12 protein-coding genes are annotated in these 15,731 nt (G+C 67.1%); 10 read left to right on the top strand and 2 right to left on the bottom strand.

Going from position 1 to position 15,731, the window contains the following annotated elements:
* Positions 1 to 593 precede the first annotated feature (593 nt).
* The 10 genes from EZE58_RS17675 (at position 594) to EZE58_RS06480 (ending at position 11,710) form a co-directional block, all read left to right on the top strand.
* The gene (locus EZE58_RS17675; RefSeq protein WP_100227524.1) at positions 594 to 3,470 is read left to right on the top strand and encodes a SpaA isopeptide-forming pilin-related protein; all 2,877 of its coding nucleotides are present in this window, start codon (positions 594 to 596) and stop codon (positions 3,468 to 3,470) included.
* Positions 3,471 to 3,580: 110 nt separating this feature from the next.
* Complete coding sequence (locus tag EZE58_RS06520) at positions 3,581 to 4,972, top strand: SpaH/EbpB family LPXTG-anchored major pilin (protein WP_009380351.1); 1,392 nt, start codon at positions 3,581 to 3,583, stop codon at positions 4,970 to 4,972.
* Positions 4,973 to 5,091: 119 nt separating this feature from the next.
* A complete protein-coding gene (locus EZE58_RS06515; RefSeq protein ID WP_009380349.1) occupies positions 5,092 to 6,033 on the top strand; it encodes a class C sortase in 942 nt (313 codons plus the stop codon).
* Between the two features lie 126 nt (positions 6,034 to 6,159).
* Positions 6,160 to 7,239, top strand: a complete 1,080-nt coding sequence (locus EZE58_RS06510; RefSeq protein WP_101624436.1) for a glycosyltransferase family 2 protein — start codon at positions 6,160 to 6,162, stop codon at positions 7,237 to 7,239.
* Positions 7,236 to 8,072 carry a hypothetical protein gene (locus EZE58_RS06505; RefSeq protein WP_101624437.1) on the top strand — a complete coding sequence of 279 codons (837 nt, stop codon included), beginning with the start codon at positions 7,236 to 7,238 and terminating at the stop codon, positions 8,070 to 8,072. The genes EZE58_RS06510 and EZE58_RS06505 overlap by 4 nt, the downstream gene beginning before the upstream one ends.
* Before the next feature lie 69 nt (positions 8,073 to 8,141).
* Entirely contained in the window at positions 8,142 to 8,600 is a 459-nt protein-coding gene (locus tag EZE58_RS06500; RefSeq protein ID WP_095375061.1) for a DUF3151 domain-containing protein, read from the top strand.
* Positions 8,597 to 9,352 (top strand): class I SAM-dependent methyltransferase, encoded by a 756-nt coding sequence (locus tag EZE58_RS06495; RefSeq protein WP_063250006.1) that lies wholly within the window; start codon positions 8,597 to 8,599, stop codon positions 9,350 to 9,352. The genes EZE58_RS06500 and EZE58_RS06495 overlap by 4 nt, the downstream gene beginning before the upstream one ends.
* A 191-nt stretch (positions 9,353 to 9,543) precedes the next feature.
* Positions 9,544 to 10,146, top strand: a complete 603-nt coding sequence (locus EZE58_RS06490) for a hypothetical protein (RefSeq protein ID WP_167560128.1) — start codon at positions 9,544 to 9,546, stop codon at positions 10,144 to 10,146.
* A gap of 11 nt (positions 10,147 to 10,157) precedes the next feature.
* The gene (locus tag EZE58_RS06485) at positions 10,158 to 10,844 is read left to right on the top strand and encodes an RES family NAD+ phosphorylase (RefSeq protein ID WP_162909091.1); all 687 of its coding nucleotides are present in this window, start codon (positions 10,158 to 10,160) and stop codon (positions 10,842 to 10,844) included.
* A gap of 269 nt (positions 10,845 to 11,113) precedes the next feature.
* Entirely contained in the window at positions 11,114 to 11,710 is a 597-nt protein-coding gene (locus EZE58_RS06480; protein ID WP_082834921.1) for a MarR family transcriptional regulator, read from the top strand.
* 132 nt (positions 11,711 to 11,842) lie between these two features.
* Here the strand turns inward: EZE58_RS06480 and EZE58_RS06475 are convergent, their stop codons facing one another.
* On the bottom strand, positions 11,843 to 14,074 hold the full coding sequence (locus EZE58_RS06475) for an efflux RND transporter permease subunit (RefSeq protein WP_167560126.1): 2,232 nt from the start codon (positions 14,072 to 14,074) through the stop codon (positions 11,843 to 11,845).
* Positions 14,075 to 14,223: 149 nt separating this feature from the next.
* A complete protein-coding gene (locus EZE58_RS06470; RefSeq protein ID WP_009380325.1) occupies positions 14,224 to 15,705 on the bottom strand; it encodes a catalase in 1,482 nt (493 codons plus the stop codon).
* Positions 15,706 to 15,731 lie beyond the last annotated feature (26 nt).

Raw genomic sequence — 15,731 nt, 5'->3', positions numbered from 1 at the left:
GCCGCTTTTTGTTGAACAATCGAGGCGCGAATTGTGGAACGAAAACAGGAAGATGTCTTGAGGCGCCGGCGTTCGAGTGCGGTGTCGGGAGCGCGCGGTGCGGGGCGTCGGGGTCTCTGCCCGGGTCTGATGTCCGCGGTGCGGGGGTTCGAGTCGAGTCTCGGCAGGCGTTCTTGACGCCGATGAACGGCCGAGGCCCTGGTATGACACGCCGAAACGGCTTCGCAGATCTCGCAGTCGAATCGATGGCATGGGAAGCGGTCCTGCCTACGAGATCTCAGTGTTTGCGCAGGGGAGCTATACCGTGCACGGAGGGCAATCAGCCAGGCGAATCACAGGGAATCTTGTGAAAGTTATGAATTCGTGACCGAAATCATGGGTTCCCATAGTAGATTGATCGTTGAACTTGCAACGAGAGCCTGCCGTGTCTCCAGCTCGGTGAACCCTACATCCCCGACATCCCCCATATCCGGCTCTCAGTGATCCTCCAGCCCCCACGCGCACCATCACGATTGAGGAACAGTATGGCGTCGACCCACTCCATATTCTCCGCTGGTTCCCAGCGGAACTCGGACATCGCTTCGCGAGCCCGGGTGGTCCTCTCTGCATTCGTCGTCCTCGTGCTGCTCTTCGCCGTCAGCGGCGTCCTCATGGCACCCTCCCCAGCCGCCGCAAGCGGTTCCGGACTCGGCGAAGCGCCGTCATCGACGAGCGGGTCCTCGACGCCGAGTGAGTCTGCGTCAACGAGCGAAGGATCCTCCGGCTCGGGCCTCCAGGACAGCGGAGGCGCCGCGCAGTCCGAGCCCGCACCGTCGGGTTCGTCGAGCCCGTCGCCGTCCCCGAGCCAGTCCGAGCCGGCTCCCATGCCGACCCGGGTGGAGACGCAGGCCGTGACGATCGCGTGCAGCGCGGGTACTGTCTACGCCTCGACCGGTACCGGTCAGATTCGTCGCATCGACGCGAATGGGACAGTGACCAACATCAGCACTCTCTCGCCGACACCCACGCAGCTCAACGGTCTGGGCATCAGCGCGGGCGGACAGATGATCTACGGCTATGACCGGACTGGCAACACGACCGCAACCATCTACTCGTTCAACCCGGCGACGGAAACCTGGTCGAGGCTCTCTCAGCCGTATAACACCGCGTTGGCCGCCAACGGTGGCTTCGGCGGCTCTCTGGTCGGCGGTGCCGTCGATCTCTCACCCACGGGCGGAAACTACTACTTCGGTGGATTCACATCCACCGGTCAAGAGTTCAGGCTGTGGAGTTTCAACCCTGGCACAAACGGATTCCGCTATCTCGGATATGTGGATACGAGTGCAGGTGCAGTCAGCGGCGGCAACGGCGACATCGCCTTCGACAACCAGGGAAACCTCTTCATCGTGCGGGGCGCTGGTTCGAGCACCACTGTATTCAGCGTCACCAACGACGCAGTCGCGACTGCAAACGGCGGGAAGATTCAAGCTGCAACAGGGTCCACGATCGACGCCCAGATGTCCGGTGTCAATGGCGTTGCTTTCGACGCCAACGGAAAGATCTATCTGAGCAACGGCACCTCAGTCCGCTCCTACAACATGCCGGACTTCTCGGGCGGCACCACTGTCCCAGTAAACCCGGCCCAGACTGGGCTCACGGACCTCGCATCGTGTTCGTCGCCGGCGACGATCACGATCGAGAAGGACGTGAAGAATCGTGTCAATGCCACCGACCAGTTTGGACTGAGGATGGCCAGGGGGACTACTGAACTCGGTACTACGACGACCACGGGGACGACCAACGGCATCCAGAATGAGCGACTCGGACCCCAGCCGGTGGCTCGTGGTGCGCAGATCAGTTTCTCCGAATCCGCAGCAGGCACAACGACGCTCGGCAACTACGCTTCAAGCTATTCGTGCACGGTCGATGGCAGAGCCATGGGAGTGTCAGGAAACGGTGTTTCGGGGTCGGTGACGATCCCCGCCACGGGCAATGAAGTGATCTGCCGTTTCACCAACTCGCCGCTCACTGCTGACGTGACGATCAACAAGAAGACGCAGAATCAGGACGGCAGCAACGAGCAGAATGCCAGCGGCTGGACAGTCGGGGCTAGGACGACGGGTACGACCGGGTCGGTGACACAGACGCCGACAGCGGCGACGCAGCAGACGGGTGCCGACGGCAATGCGAAGTGGTCGCTGAAGTTCGGTGGCACCTCGGATCGGACGAATCTCGCTGTCCTCGAGCGGCAGCAGTCAGGCTACGAATTCGTGAGTGGATCGTGCCGCATCACTCGCCTCGATGGGACGACCGCGAACGTCACTCTGACCACCGCAAATGAACAGACCCTGTCTCAGCAGATCCAACCGGGAGACAAGGTCGAATGCGGGTACGTCAACAAGAAGTCCTCCGCCGACGTCACGGTGAATAAGAACTGGGTCATCGACGGCAAGAATGTCGCCAACGGCAGCCAGCCGGCGGGTATGAGCGCGAAGCTCTTGCTCGATCCGGCCGGCCAGCCTGCCGGTGACCCGGCCTTCGGACAGAAGCGCACCGGCTTCGCCGTCGGTGACACCGTGAAGATCGGTGAGACGACGACGATCGACTCCCAGAAGTTCCCCGGCTGTTCGGTGAAGACGAAGACGATCTCCGGTCCGGGGATCGACGGCACCGTGCCGCTCACGGACACCTTCAGCACGAAGCTGCCCGGCGCCTCGAACACCTACACGGTGACGAACACCGTCGAGTGCCAGACGCTGACGATCACGAAGGACGTCGAGAACGACAACGGCGGCACCCTGACCGCCGCCGACTGGAACCAGCGCCTCTTCGCGAAGCAGGGCACCAACCCTGCTGTGCCCTACGACTCGGGTGAGAAGAAGTACGTCACCACAGGCTCCTACGTCATCTCCGAGAACAGCCTGCCCGGCTACGAGCAGGTCTCGATCCGATGCACCGGGGCCACCTACGACGAGTCGACGAAGACGGTGACCATCGCCGCCGGACAGAACGCCCAGTGCATCGTCGCCAACGCGGACTCCTCGGGCACCGTCTCCTGGGAGAAGGTCAATGAGTCCGGAGCTCCTCTTGAGGGCTCGGAGTGGACGATCCGCGACGCCGATGGGAACGAGATCACTCTCGACGACTGCGTGGCGACCTCGGCTGAGGGATGCACCGGCCGTGACGTCGACCCGGAGGCGGGCCAGTTCCGCGTCGAGGACCTCGACTGGGGCGACTACACCCTCGTCGAGACCAAGGCCCCGGCCGGATACGTCCTCGACGAGACCCCGCGTCCGTTCACCATTTCCCGCGATCGGCTCGACTTCGCCTTCGAGGAGCCGATCGCCAACGAGCAGGCCAGTTCGCCTGAGCTGCCGTTCACCGGCGGCATCGGAACGACCGGTTACATCATCGGCGGGGTGGTTCTCCTCCTCGGCGGTGCGGCCGGCGCGATCTGGCAGTACCGACGTCGAGCGCACGGGAGGAGCTGACCCACTATCCGATTCCCCTCACGGGGTGTGACTGACATGCTCCACACACGTCACGTGCAAACGACAACCGACTCACAGATCTATACGAACACCGGAAGGAACAACCAACCATGAAAGCGACTCTGTTCACGCGGATGAGGTGGATCCCTGTCCTCGCCGCAGCAGCTGCGCTCAGCCTCGTCGGGGTCAGCCTCGACGCGCCGACCGCCGAAGCTGCGGGCAACATCAACCCCGACACCCCGTCGTCACTGACGATCAACAAGTACGACGGTGACCAGGGACCGCGCGGCGACGGCACCGAGATCGAGGACACGTCGTCCCTCGGCACTCCGCTCGCCGGCGTCGAGTTCACGATCCGGCAGGTGCTCACGGCCAACGGAGAAGAGGTCAACCTCGACACCGCGGCAGGCTGGGACGCCATCGACGGAGTCGTCGTCGCAGATGTGCTCGCCGGCGACGGATTCACCTTCGGCGATCCGATCACCGTGACCACCGATGCCAACGGACAGGTCACGCAGTCCCTGCCTCACGGTCTGTACATCGTCGAGGAGACCGATCCGGGTCCGAACAACATCGTCTCCCCGGCGCAGCCGTTCCTCGTCACCCTGCCGCTTCCGCAGACCGGCGGTCAGTGGCTCTATGACGTCAACGTCTACCCGAAGAACAAGACGAACCAGACGACCCCGACCAAGGAGGTCTCGGGTCCGACCGCTCCGGTGCTCGGCAACGACGTCACCTGGACCATCACCGCGCCGATTCCGGGCAAGGCGGGCGACGACACGTACCGGTCGTTCACCATCACCGATACCCTCGATCCGCGACTGACGTGTAAGAGCATCACGGTCGAGGGCTTCACTGCCGGAACCGACTACACGGCCACCTGCTCGGGTCAGACAGCGAACATCGAGTTCACGTCGACCGGACTGGGCAAGCTCGAAGGCGGTCAGAACGTCGTCATGAACGTCGTCACCACCGTCACCTCGCTCGGTGACAACGGCGTCATCGAGAACAAGGCGATCGTCTCGACCAACGGCTCCGAGGTCACGACCAACCCGGCGAAGACCAACTGGGGACCGCTCGAGATCCTCAAGTACGCCGACGACGACACGTCTGCCACCCTCGGCGGGGCACGGTTCGAGATCTACGAATCGCGCGACGCCGCGGAGCCCATCGGCGAACTCACCACCGGTGAAGACGGCACCGCGTCGATCAGCCTGTGGGTCGGCAGCAACGATGTCACCTCGCGGGACTACTACCTCAAGGAGGTCGCGGCACCGGCCGGCTACACGCTGCCTGCGGATCCGTGGACGACCGTGACCGTCCAGGCCAACGGCGAGTCGAACCCGACGGTCGTGCAGATCTCCAACCAGCAGAAGGAGCGCGGTGAGCTTCCGTTCACCGGTGCCAACGGCCAGCTCATGCTGACCATCCTCGGCATCGCCCTGCTGCTCCTGGCGATCGGCGCAGCTGTGGTCCGCTACACCCGGGCCCGCAAGGCCTGAGGACAGCGTCTCCTGCCGAGGCGGCGGTGAGCCGCCGCCTCGGTGAGAGGCAGAGCCGGGGCCGAGAGATGATCACGTCTCTCGGCCCCGTCCCGCACGAACCATGAGATGCTGGAGATATGACCGCGACCCTCACTGATCCCGCACCAGCGGATCCGACACCGCCGAAGCCCCGGTGGAAGCTGTCGGTGCCCGCGGTGATCATCGCGGTGCTCTTCCTCGTCGGCACATGCGTGTGGACCTACCCGTCGATGGCCGCCTGGTTCTCCCAGCTCGACCAGTCGGAGGTGCTCAAGAACGAGACGACGACCGAGGACCCCAACGCCCCACAGAACGCGGAGCAGCTCAGACTCGCCGACGAGTACAACAAGAAGCTGCAGGCCGGAGGCGCGCGGATCAACGCCGGACAGCGTCTGCCCCAGCCCGGCCAGAGCGCCGGCAAGGACCCGAGCGGCACGCTCGGCTACAACGACATCCTCACCTCCCCGTCCAGCGACGTCATGTCGCGGATCCAGATCCCCAAGATCAACGTCGATCTGCCCATCTACCACGGCACCTCGGACGAGACCCTGCTGCGCGGCATCGGCCACCTCGAAGGCACGGCGCTGCCCGTCGGCGGTGTCGGCATGAACACCGTCGTCACCGGTCACCGCGGCCTCGCCGAAGCGGAGATGTTCACCAACCTCGACAAGATCGGCAAGGGCGACTACTTCACGTTCAACACCTTCGGTCGCGTCGTCACCTACCGGGTCATCGAGACGAAGATCGTCGACCCCGACCAGACCGAGACGCTCGACCCCGTCGCCGGCAAGGACCTTGCGACCCTGGTCACCTGCACCCCGCTGGGCATCAACACCCAGCGCATCCTCGTCATCGGCGAACGCGTCATCCCCACTCCGCCGGACGCCCTCAAGGACGCGACCGAACCGCCGGACATCCCGGGCTTCCCCTGGTGGATCGTCATCATGGCAGGCGGTGCCGTGGCCGGTGCCGGCTACGTGTGGTTCGCCGGCCGTCCCGTCAAGCCCAAGCCCCGCCCCGCCCGGAAGCCCGCGCACTGACCGGCCGGGCATCCGCCTCGGCGAGAACCACCTCGGCGAACCGCCTCGGCGAATCGGTGAGACCCTTCCCGAGGCTGAGGGCCTCCTGCACGCCCGCCGAGGTGGGGGTGTGGGAGGATTGAGAGCGTGCCGAACGTTCTCACCCCCCTCACCCCCGAAGGGCTTCCCGCGCTGGCGGAGAAGCCCGGAGTCTCCTACATCATGCCCGTGCTCAACGAAGCCGAGCACATCAGGCAGGCGATCACGACCGTCCTCTCCCAGGACTACGACGGCGAGAAGGAGGTCGTCCTCGCCCTCGGCCCCTCGACCGACGACACGGACGCGATCATCGCCCGCATGGCGCAGGCCGATCCGCGCGTCCAGACCGTCGACAATCCCGAGGGCGCCACCCCGATCGGACTCAACCGCGCGATCCGGCACACCCGCCACCCGATCGTCATCCGCGTCGACGCCCACTCGGGCCTCGAACCCGACTACACCCGCCAGGCCATCGAGACTCTGCGGGAGACGCAGTCGGCCAACTGCGGCGGTCTCATGCGCGCCCGCGGGAAGTCGGCCTTCCAGAAGGCCGTCGCCCGCGCATACATGTCCCCGATCGGACTCGGCGGACCCGCCTACCACTCCGGCGACGAGGCGGGGGAGTCGGAGTCGGCGTACCTCGGCGTCTACCGCCGGGAGGTGTTCGACCACCTCGGCGGGTTCGATGAGGACATCCGACGCGGACAGGACTGGGAGCTCAACCTGCGCATCCGCTCGGCCGGGGGACGGATCTGGTTCAACCCGGACATGGAGGTCACGTACTGGCCGCGGGGCACGTGGTCGAAGATCGCCCGACAGTTCTGGGCGACGGGCATCTGGCGTGCCGAGCTCATCCGGCGGTACGGGTCGAAGAACTCCCTGCGGTACTTCGCGCCGCCGCTGCTCGTCCTCGGCATGGCCGCGAGCGTCATCGAGGCCCTCCTCCAACTGACCGGGCGCACGAAGCGGTGGCCGAAGCCCGTCCGACGCTTCACCTCGCTCGTCCACGTCCCCAGTCTCACGTATATCGCCGGCATCGTCGCCGCCGCGGGAACCGCGAAGGACTGCGGACGCCGCGAACGGTTCTGGTTCGGCCTCATCCTCCCGACGATGCACCTGTGCTGGGGAGCGGGCTTCCTCCGCGGCCTCGTCACCGGCGCCGGATCGACGAAGGACGGCAGCCGATGAGTGAGGACCGCATCCCGATGCCCGAACAGCCGGAGCCGAAGAAGTTCAACGCGCCCCTGTGGGCCGGAGCCGTGGTCGTCGTCGGCCTCATCATCGTCCTCCTCGTCAACGTCTTCGGCGACAAGGACACGCTCACCGTCGACGACCTCAACCCACCGGCCGTGGCCGCCCTCGACGGCGGCTCGGAGGTCTACCCGCCGAACTCGGAGCTCGCCTTCACCGAGAACGTCAAGTTCGGCTACCTTCCGGCCCCGACGCTGACCACCCTCGACGACGGCACCGTCGTCGCCGCCGACCCCGAGACCGCCGCCGAGACGCTGGGACTGCCCGACGGCCTCGGCGGGCTCACCGTCGATGAGTTCGAGGACAGGACGATCGCACCCCCGCGCGAAGGCACCGAACCGGGCACGCCGATGACGTGGCAGCAGGTGCTCGACGCCGTCGCCGGCAGCACCGTGGTCGTGCCGCTCATCCCCGACACGGCCACCGCGGAACCGGCCCTGGCCGCGATCGCGAAGGCGGACATGGCGGCCTCGACGATCGTGCGCACCGCCGACGCCGAGGTGGCCCGTGCCGCCGCCGATGCCGGGATCGCTGCGATGTTCGTCGGGGATCCGACCGCCACGGCGGAGAAGGAGCTCGCCGATCAGGGGTACACGATGGTCGCCGTCGACGCCGCCGACGCCGGTGACTGGACGGACTCGGGTCTGGGGGTGTGGGCGACCGGAGTCGCGGACAAGAAGCAGCTCGACGACCTCGCCTCACAGGGCGTCATCGGTGCGCTGGCGACTAACCCGTATGCGGTCCTGCCCTCGACCGTGAAGACGAACTGAGTGTGACACGATGACCGGGGACCCGCCTCGGCGGATCCGCACCGCTCGCCCAACGAACAGGAGACGACCATGACGCAGCCCATCGGCAATCCCTCCCACATCGGCAACCTCGACGCCGGGCAGCTCGGCCCGCAGCCGACGTTCCTGCCCGACGACCACCCCGACGTCGAGGCGAAGCGCCGCCTCGACGCCGGTGAGGAGGCCCTCGACATCGTCGCCGACCTCCCCGCCTCGTCACTCGCGTGGGCGGTGCTCGCCGATGAGGCCCACGCCGAAGGTCGACTCGTCGACTCCTACGCCTATGCCCGTGTCGGCTACCACCGCGGACTCGACGCCCTGCGCGCCGCCGGCTGGCGCGGCGCCGGTCCGATCCCGTGGTCGCACGAGGTCAACCGCGGGTTCCTCCGTGCGCTCTATGCCCTCGGCCGCGCCTCGGCGGGGATCGGGGAGAGCGAAGAGGCCGCGCGCATCGAGGAGTTCCTCCGCTCCTCCGACCCGGCCGCGATCGACGCCATCGTCGCGGGGTGAGCACTTCCTTCGACGATCTCATCGCCCTCGGCGCCGACGCCGACGTCTCCGGGTGGGACTTCGCGTGGCTCGAGGGCCGCGCCACCGAGGAGCGGCCCCCGTGGGGCTACGCCCGGCAACTGGCCGAGAGATTGGCTGCCGCCTCGGCGTCGCTCGACATCCAGACCGGTGGGGGAGAGGTCCTCGCCGAGGCGACCCGGTTCCCACCGACGGCCGTGGCCACCGAATCGTGGCCGCCGAACATCGCACGGGCCACCAGCCTCCTCCATCCTCGTGGCGTGGTCGTCGTCGCCGATCCCGACGAACCCCCGCTGCCCTTCGCCGATGCCGCCTTCGACCTCGTGACGAGTCGACATCCGGCGACGATCTGGTGGGAGGAGATCGCTCGCGTGCTCCGACCGGGTGGGACGTACTTCGCCCAGCACGTCGGTCAGGCGAGTGTCTTCGAACTCATCGAGTTCTTCCTCGGCCCCCAGCCTCAGGCCAGGCGGGCGCGGCACCCCGACGACGAGGCCGCTGCCGCCGAGGCGGCGGGCCTCAAGGTTGTCGACCTCCGGACCGCGGACCTGCGCATCGAGATCCACGACGTCGCCGCTGTCGTCTACCTCCTGCGCAAGGTCGTCTGGTGGGTGCCCGGCTTCACCGTCGAGGGATACCGGGACCGCCTGCGCGAACTCCATGAACGCATCGCCTCCGACGGTCCGTTCGTCGCCCACTCGACCCGCCATCTCATCGACGCGCGGCGGGTCTGAGGCGTCTCCCCGAGGAGGATCCAGTTCGAAATCGGGCTGGGATTCGAACCGGATCCTCCTCGGGGACGCGCTTTGACGCCCTGCCGGGTTGTCTTCCCGCCACTTCGGCGACGCCCAGTGGCTCGATCGGTTCCCTTCGTGCAGTTAAGGCAATAGAATGGAATGCACGGTACGCACGATTGGAGTGGGTGATGGGCGCAGTTTCCGGGTCGAGTGCGGACGCCGATGGCGGACAGCCGGTCCACGACGCTGTCGAATCTCTGCGCGCTTCGCTCGGAGGACTGTCTCCCCACGCTGCGATCACCCGTTTGGACGAACTCGAAGACAATCTGCGTCTCCTGCGATTCGAGGTGCTCGAGGGCGAACTGCAGAGCAGCATCGCGGACGCGCAGCCGAGCCCAGCCATTGCGGCCGGCCTGGCGGCATCCCAGCGACGGCTGGCCGCGCTCGAGGGCAGTGACGAGACGCGTCTGCTCAGTGCGGGTGAGATGGCTGAGTATGTCGGCCGCGGACGCAACTGGGCAGCTCAGCGTTCCAAATCCGGCAGCCTCATCCGCGTCGAGCATGCAGGCAGGACGCTCTACCCCGCCTTCCAGATCGATCCCGAAACCCGAACCGTCCGTGATTGGGCCGCTCCGATGGCTGCCATGCTCGACGAGCTCGGGTTAGACGGTCGAGACTTCGCGATCTGGGCGGCCGCGCCCTCTCCGAGGTTCGCAGGCGACCTGCCGGTGCGGAGCGCGGGAGACCCCGAGTTCCTCTCTATGGCAGCGGCCGCCCTCGCGGACGTCTGATGGCGCGGCCGGTGGCGACGCCGCCAGACCCCTTTAGGCCCGCCGAGGACCTGGTTCCTGCAGGGGCCGTTCTCCTGCGTGTGTACTCGCCGGGGCCTACGAACCGTGCGCCGAACGACTTCAATCCGGGAACGTCCTTGGCAGTCCGGGCGACGCAGAGGGACGATGTCTTCCCGGTTTCGCGGTTCTCGTTCTTCCTCGACGATGCAGAGCCCGCGAGGCCGGTCCCGACGCTTTACGCGTCGCCCTCAGAGAACGTCGCGCTCTGGGAGACGCTGCTTCGCGACCGCGCCCCTGACGACACCGATGCCCTCCCACGCGTACTGTTCCGCGGTCGGGTGTTGGCACAGGTCCGGGCGAGCCGGGACCTCAGGGTCGCCTCTCTGGCAGGCGCTGACATGCACACGCTGAACATGCCGCGGGACGAACTGACATCTCCCGGGTCGAACCGATATGCGGAGACGATTCACTGGGCGCGCACCGCTTGGCGAGCGGGCTTCGACGGAATCCGCTATGTGTCTCGGCGAGATCCCTCAGGGCTGGCCTTCGTCTTCTTCGACTCGGGGCAGTCGGCCCCATCGTTCGAGCGAGCCCGGCCAGGGGACATGCTGCAGTCGTTCGACGACCTCAGTGACGATGGCGGCTTCGACTGGCTTGCGGCCCGACTCGCCCGTTGGGGCATCGTCGCTGAACTCTGACCTGCCGACGGAGCGAGGAGTGGGGGAGCCAGAGGCTGCGGTGGGTCGACGCGGCGAGTGTGAGGACTCGCCACCGAGGAGGACCGGGTGCGAAAACCAGCCCGGTTTCGAACCGGATCCTCCTCGCGGAGGCAACCGACGGTTGGGCGAGGGCAGACTTGGGCGCTCCTGGCGGCGGAGGTCGAGCCTCGGGCCCGCGCTGTAGCATGGGTGGGAGACTCACGGGGTGCGATGGGCCCCGGAATGACGAGGCAGAGTGGGAGCAGGGCGTGGCGAGCGAAGCCGTCGAGAGATCGGCCGTCTATGACGTCGACGCCAGCGACCCGCAGCAGAGCCTCGTCGACCGCTCCGGCATGGACCCCGCCGACGTCGAGCAGATCACGGAGCTCATGACCGCCTTCGGCGAGCTCCGCGACACCGAGCAGGAGATCTCCGAGGCCTCCCGCCGCTATATGCGCCTCGGCGCCACGGACATGAAGGCGCTTCATTACCTCATCGTCTGCCGTCATCGCGACATCCTCGGCACACCCGGCGGGATCGCCGCCCACCTGACCATCTCACCGGCGGCGACGACGAAGCTCCTCGACCGGCTCGAACGCGGCGGCCACATCACCCGCGCCCCGCACCCGCACGACCGCCGCGCGCAGACCGTGTCGATCACGCAGGGAACCTACGCCTCGGCGATGGAGACCGTCGGTCGGCAGCAGGCGAGGCGCTTCCACGCCGCAGCCCGACTCACTCGGGACGAACGTGAGGTCGTCATCCGCTTCCTCCGCGACACCCGCGAGGAGATCGCCCTGAGCGGGCAGAGCTGGGCAGAGGCCGACGCTGAGTCAGACTCCGCCTCCGACCAACCGGGCACCTGAGACGGCCTCGGCGGACGGCCTCGGCGGGCGAGGCCAGTGGGCGCCGCGCGCACGCGCCGGAACTGCGTGACTTGCCCGGCAATCACCGCACCCCCGCCGCTGTGGTGAGCGTTCAACACTCAGCCACGGCGTTCAGCGCTGAGCCAGGAGCCTCGTCGCCGACGACTCGTCCGCGGCCGTCGTCGCTGAACGCGCATCGGGGCGGCGCGGACGTGCAAGCCGCGAGGGCCACCACAGTCGGTCGCCGATCCAGATCGCCAGCGCCGGCACCAGCAGGGTGCGGACGACGAGGGCGTCGAGGAGGACGCCGAGGGCGACGATGATCGCGAGCTGGAGGAGGAACTGGATCGGAATGACAACGAGGGCGGCGAAGGTCGCGGCGAGCACGATGCCCGCGCTCGTGATCACCCCTCCGGTCGCCGACAGACCCCGCAACGTCCCCTCCTTCGTGCCGTGGCCGAAGGTCTCCTCGCGGACCCGGGTCATGAGGAAGATGTTGTAGTCGATGCCGAGGGCGACGAGGAAGACGAACGCATAGAGCGGCACGGACGGATCCGACTGGGGCTGTCCGATGAGCTGGAAGATGAGCGCGCTGAGCCCCAGCGCCGTGCCGAAGCTGAGCACCGTCGTCGCAAGCAGGACGAGCGGCGCGACGAGGGAGCGCAGAAGCAGGGCGAGCATGATCGTGATGACGACGAGCACGATCGGGATGATCACCGACCGGTCGGCTGAGGAGGTCTCGTTCGTATCGAGGTCGACGGCCGTGCTCCCACCCACTGCCGCATCGTAGGGGCCCAGCTCAGCCCGGAGGTCGCGGACGGTCTGTTCGGCCTCGAGGGAGTCCGCAGGATCTGAGAGGGTGACGGAGAACATCACCTCACCGTCGATGACGGTCGGCTCGGCGGCCGGGGCCTGCGCACCGCCGGGACCGCCTCCGGCCGGGCCTGCGCTCTCGACCTCGCTGGAGGCGTCGACGGGAACGGTTCCGGACGGCGAATCCTGGGCGATGAGCGCGACCCCGTCGATTCCGGAGGTCCGGGCGATCGCCTCGGCGACCTTGCCCCGTTCCGAATCATCAGCGAGGACGTAGGCGGGGGTGCCCGATCCGCCGGGGAAGTGACGGTCGATGACGACCTGCCCGTCACGGGCCTCGGACTCGCCGAGGACGAACTCGCTCTGCGGGACCCCCTCGGCGTCGAGGACGAGGAGACCGCCGCACCCGAGGACGAGGACGACCGTGACCCCGGCGGCCATCCGCTTGGGACCTGCGGCGACGACACGGCCGATGCGGGACCAGGGCCCAGTCGCCTCGGGGCCGGTGAGGACAGGATGGGCGGTGCCGAACCGCGGGGCCCGGGGCCAGAACGCGACACGGCCGGTGACGGCGAGGAGGGCCGGGAGGAACGTCAGCGACGTGAGCATCGCGCAGACGATGCCGATTGCGGCGACCGGGCCGAGAGCGGAGTTCGACCCGAGATCGGACAGAAGCAGGCAGAGGAGACCCGCGATGACAGTGCCGCCGGAGGCGGCGATCGGCTCGAGCACACCCCGTACTGCCCGCCACGCGGCCGTGCGCGGCGACTGGGTGTCGCGCAGCTCCTCCCGGTACCGGGCGATGAAGAGGAGGGAGTAGTCCGTGGCCGCGCCGATGACGAGGATGAAGAGGATCCCCTGCACCTGGCCGTTGAGCGTGACGACGTCGGCTCGGGCGAGGGCGACGTTGAGGAGGACGGCGGCGCAGAGCGCGGTCATCGACGCGAGGAGGACGAGGATCGGCAGCAGGGGGGAGCGGTAGACGATGACGAGGATGACGAAGACGACGGCGAGGGCGACGAGGAGGAGGATGCCGTCGATGCCGCTGAACGCCTCCTGCAGGTCGGCGGTGAAACCGGCGGGTCCGCTCACCCACACGCCGAGGTCGTCCGGCAGGACCGTCTGCGCCTCGGCTTCCAGCGCGGTGACGGCGTCGCCGACCTCGGCGTCGGAGGGAACGGCGACGACGATCTCCGCTGCCTGCCCGTCCTCGGAGGGGATGACCGGGGACGCCGACGCCCCGGGGACCGTGGTTGCGGCGCTGTCGGCGAGCTCCTCGAGACCTGTGCGGTCCGCCTCGGTGAGGCCGTCGCGGCGTTCGGCGACGATGATCGCGGGAACGGCATCGGATCCGGTGAACTCCGTGATCTCGTTCTGCACGCGGGTCGACTCCGCGCTGTCGGGGAGGAAGCTCGACCGTTCGTCGGAGGAGACCTCGCTGATGTCTGAGAAACTCGCGCCGCCGAAGCCGAAGACGGCGAGCCAGGCGAGGATGAGCACGATGGGGATGAGGATGCGGAGGGCGCCGGGTGATCGAGGGGAGTCCTTCATGGAGTCAGTATTTCACCAAGTTAACTAAATTGCCAGACGACGAAGCGCCCGAACGCCGAACCGCTTCCCGTGGGGGAGGCGGATCGGCGCTCGGGCGCTCGGACCGGGCCGCGGCTCACCCGACGGTGGGCCGGGTGCCCGTGGGCGAATCAGCCCTGGCGGTAGCCGTCCTCGATAGCCTGGCCGACCTCTGCGTCGATGTTCTTCCAGTAGGCGAACACGTTCGAGAGGACCGGTTCCTCGAGATCGGACTTGAGCATGTCGACGACCGTGTTGACGAGCTCCTGGCGCTCCTCCTCGGAGTAGACCTCGCGGACGAGGGTGTGCGCCTGGCCGAAGTCGTCGTCATCCCGGTGCAGGGTGTAGGCCATGCGGACGAGCTCGCCGTCGGCCTCCCACCCGTTGTCGACGACGCCCTGCGTGTCCTGGTAGGCGCGACCGTACGAGTTCGGAGCGTACACAGGTGCAGCACCGGTGTGGTGGTACTGCATGTGCCCTTCCTTGTCGTAGTTGTTCGTCTTGACGACGGGAGCGTTGACCGGCAGCTGGTTGAAGTTCGTGCCGACGCGGTTGCGTTGCGCATCCGGGTAGGAGAACACTCGGCTCAGCAGCATCTTGTCCGGGGAGACTCCCGTGCCGGGCACGGTGTTCGACGGGCTGAACGCGGCCTGCTCGATCTGCGCATAGTGGTTGATCGGGTTCTGGTTGAGCGTGAACCGTCCGACCTCGATGCGCGGGTAGTCGTTCTTCGACCAGATCTTCGTCAGGTCGAAGGGGTTGAACCGGTAGGTCTTCGCGTCCTCGTACGGCATGATCTGCACGTGCAGCGTCCACGACGGGAAGTTGCCGTCCTTGATCGCGTCGAAGAGGTCGCGACGGTGGACGTCGGCATCCTCACCGGCGAGCTTCGCGGCCTCCTCGTTCGACATGTTCTCCACACCCTGGTCGGTGAGGAAGTGGTACTTGACCCAGAACTTCTCGCCGTCCTCGTTGACCCACATGTAGGTGTGCGAGGAGTAGCCGTTCATGTTCCGCCACGTCTTCGGCAGGCCGCGCGGTCCCATGAGGTAGGCGACCTGGTGGGCCGACTCGGGCGAGAGCGACCAGAAGTCCCACTGCATGTTCGGGCTGCGCAGACCCGAATCGGGCAGGCGCTTCTGCGAGTGGATGAAGTCGGGGAACTTCATCGGGTCGCGGACGAAGAACACCGGGGTGTTGTTGCCGACCATGTCGAAGTTGCCGTCTTCGGTGTAGAACTTCAGGGCGAAGCCGCGGACGTCGCGCCACGAGTCCGGCGAACCGAGCTCACCAGCGACGGTGGAGAAGCGCGCGAGCATCGGGGTCGTCGTCCCGGGCTGGAGGAACTTCGCCTTCGTGTACTTCGAGACGTCGCCGGTGACGACGAACTCGCCGAACGCGCCGGAGCCCTTCGCGTGCGGGCTGCGCTCGGGCACGCGCTCACGGTCGAAGCGGGCGATCTTCTCGACGAGGGCGACATCGTGAAGGAGCAGAGGGCCGTCAGGACCCACGCTCAGCGAGTGTGCGTCTGACTCCCGCTTCGTTCCCACCTCGGTCGTCGAGGGCTTCTTCGGATCGAACCACTGGTCGACCTGTTCTTCGGGCGTAGGCATATTCGTTCTCCATTCGCTTCGATGCT

It is taken from the genome of Brevibacterium sp. LS14, assembly GCF_012027885.1.
Lineage (GTDB): Bacteria > Actinomycetota > Actinomycetes > Actinomycetales > Brevibacteriaceae > Brevibacterium > Brevibacterium casei.
The sequence above is the reverse complement of the archived record's forward strand: the minus strand, read 5'-3'. Positions and strand labels throughout refer to the sequence as shown.

What these genes read in the sequence shown, in the direction of transcription:
- EZE58_RS06520 (WP_009380351.1), top strand. Translation starts at nt 3,581, where the DNA reads ATGAAAGCGACTCTGTTCACGCGGATGAGGTGGATCCCTGTCCTCGCC.
- EZE58_RS06515 (WP_009380349.1), top strand. Translation starts at nt 5,092, where the DNA reads ATGACCGCGACCCTCACTGATCCCGCACCAGCGGATCCGACACCGCCG.
- EZE58_RS06505 (WP_101624437.1), top strand. Translation starts at nt 7,236, where the DNA reads ATGAGTGAGGACCGCATCCCGATGCCCGAACAGCCGGAGCCGAAGAAG.
- EZE58_RS06500 (WP_095375061.1), top strand. Translation starts at nt 8,142, where the DNA reads ATGACGCAGCCCATCGGCAATCCCTCCCACATCGGCAACCTCGACGCC.
- EZE58_RS06490 (WP_167560128.1), top strand. Translation starts at nt 9,544, where the DNA reads ATGGGCGCAGTTTCCGGGTCGAGTGCGGACGCCGATGGCGGACAGCCG.
- EZE58_RS06475 (WP_167560126.1), bottom strand. Translation starts at nt 14,074, where the DNA reads ATGAAGGACTCCCCTCGATCACCCGGCGCCCTCCGCATCCTCATCCCC.
- EZE58_RS06470 (WP_009380325.1), bottom strand. Translation starts at nt 15,705, where the DNA reads ATGCCTACGCCCGAAGAACAGGTCGACCAGTGGTTCGATCCGAAGAAG.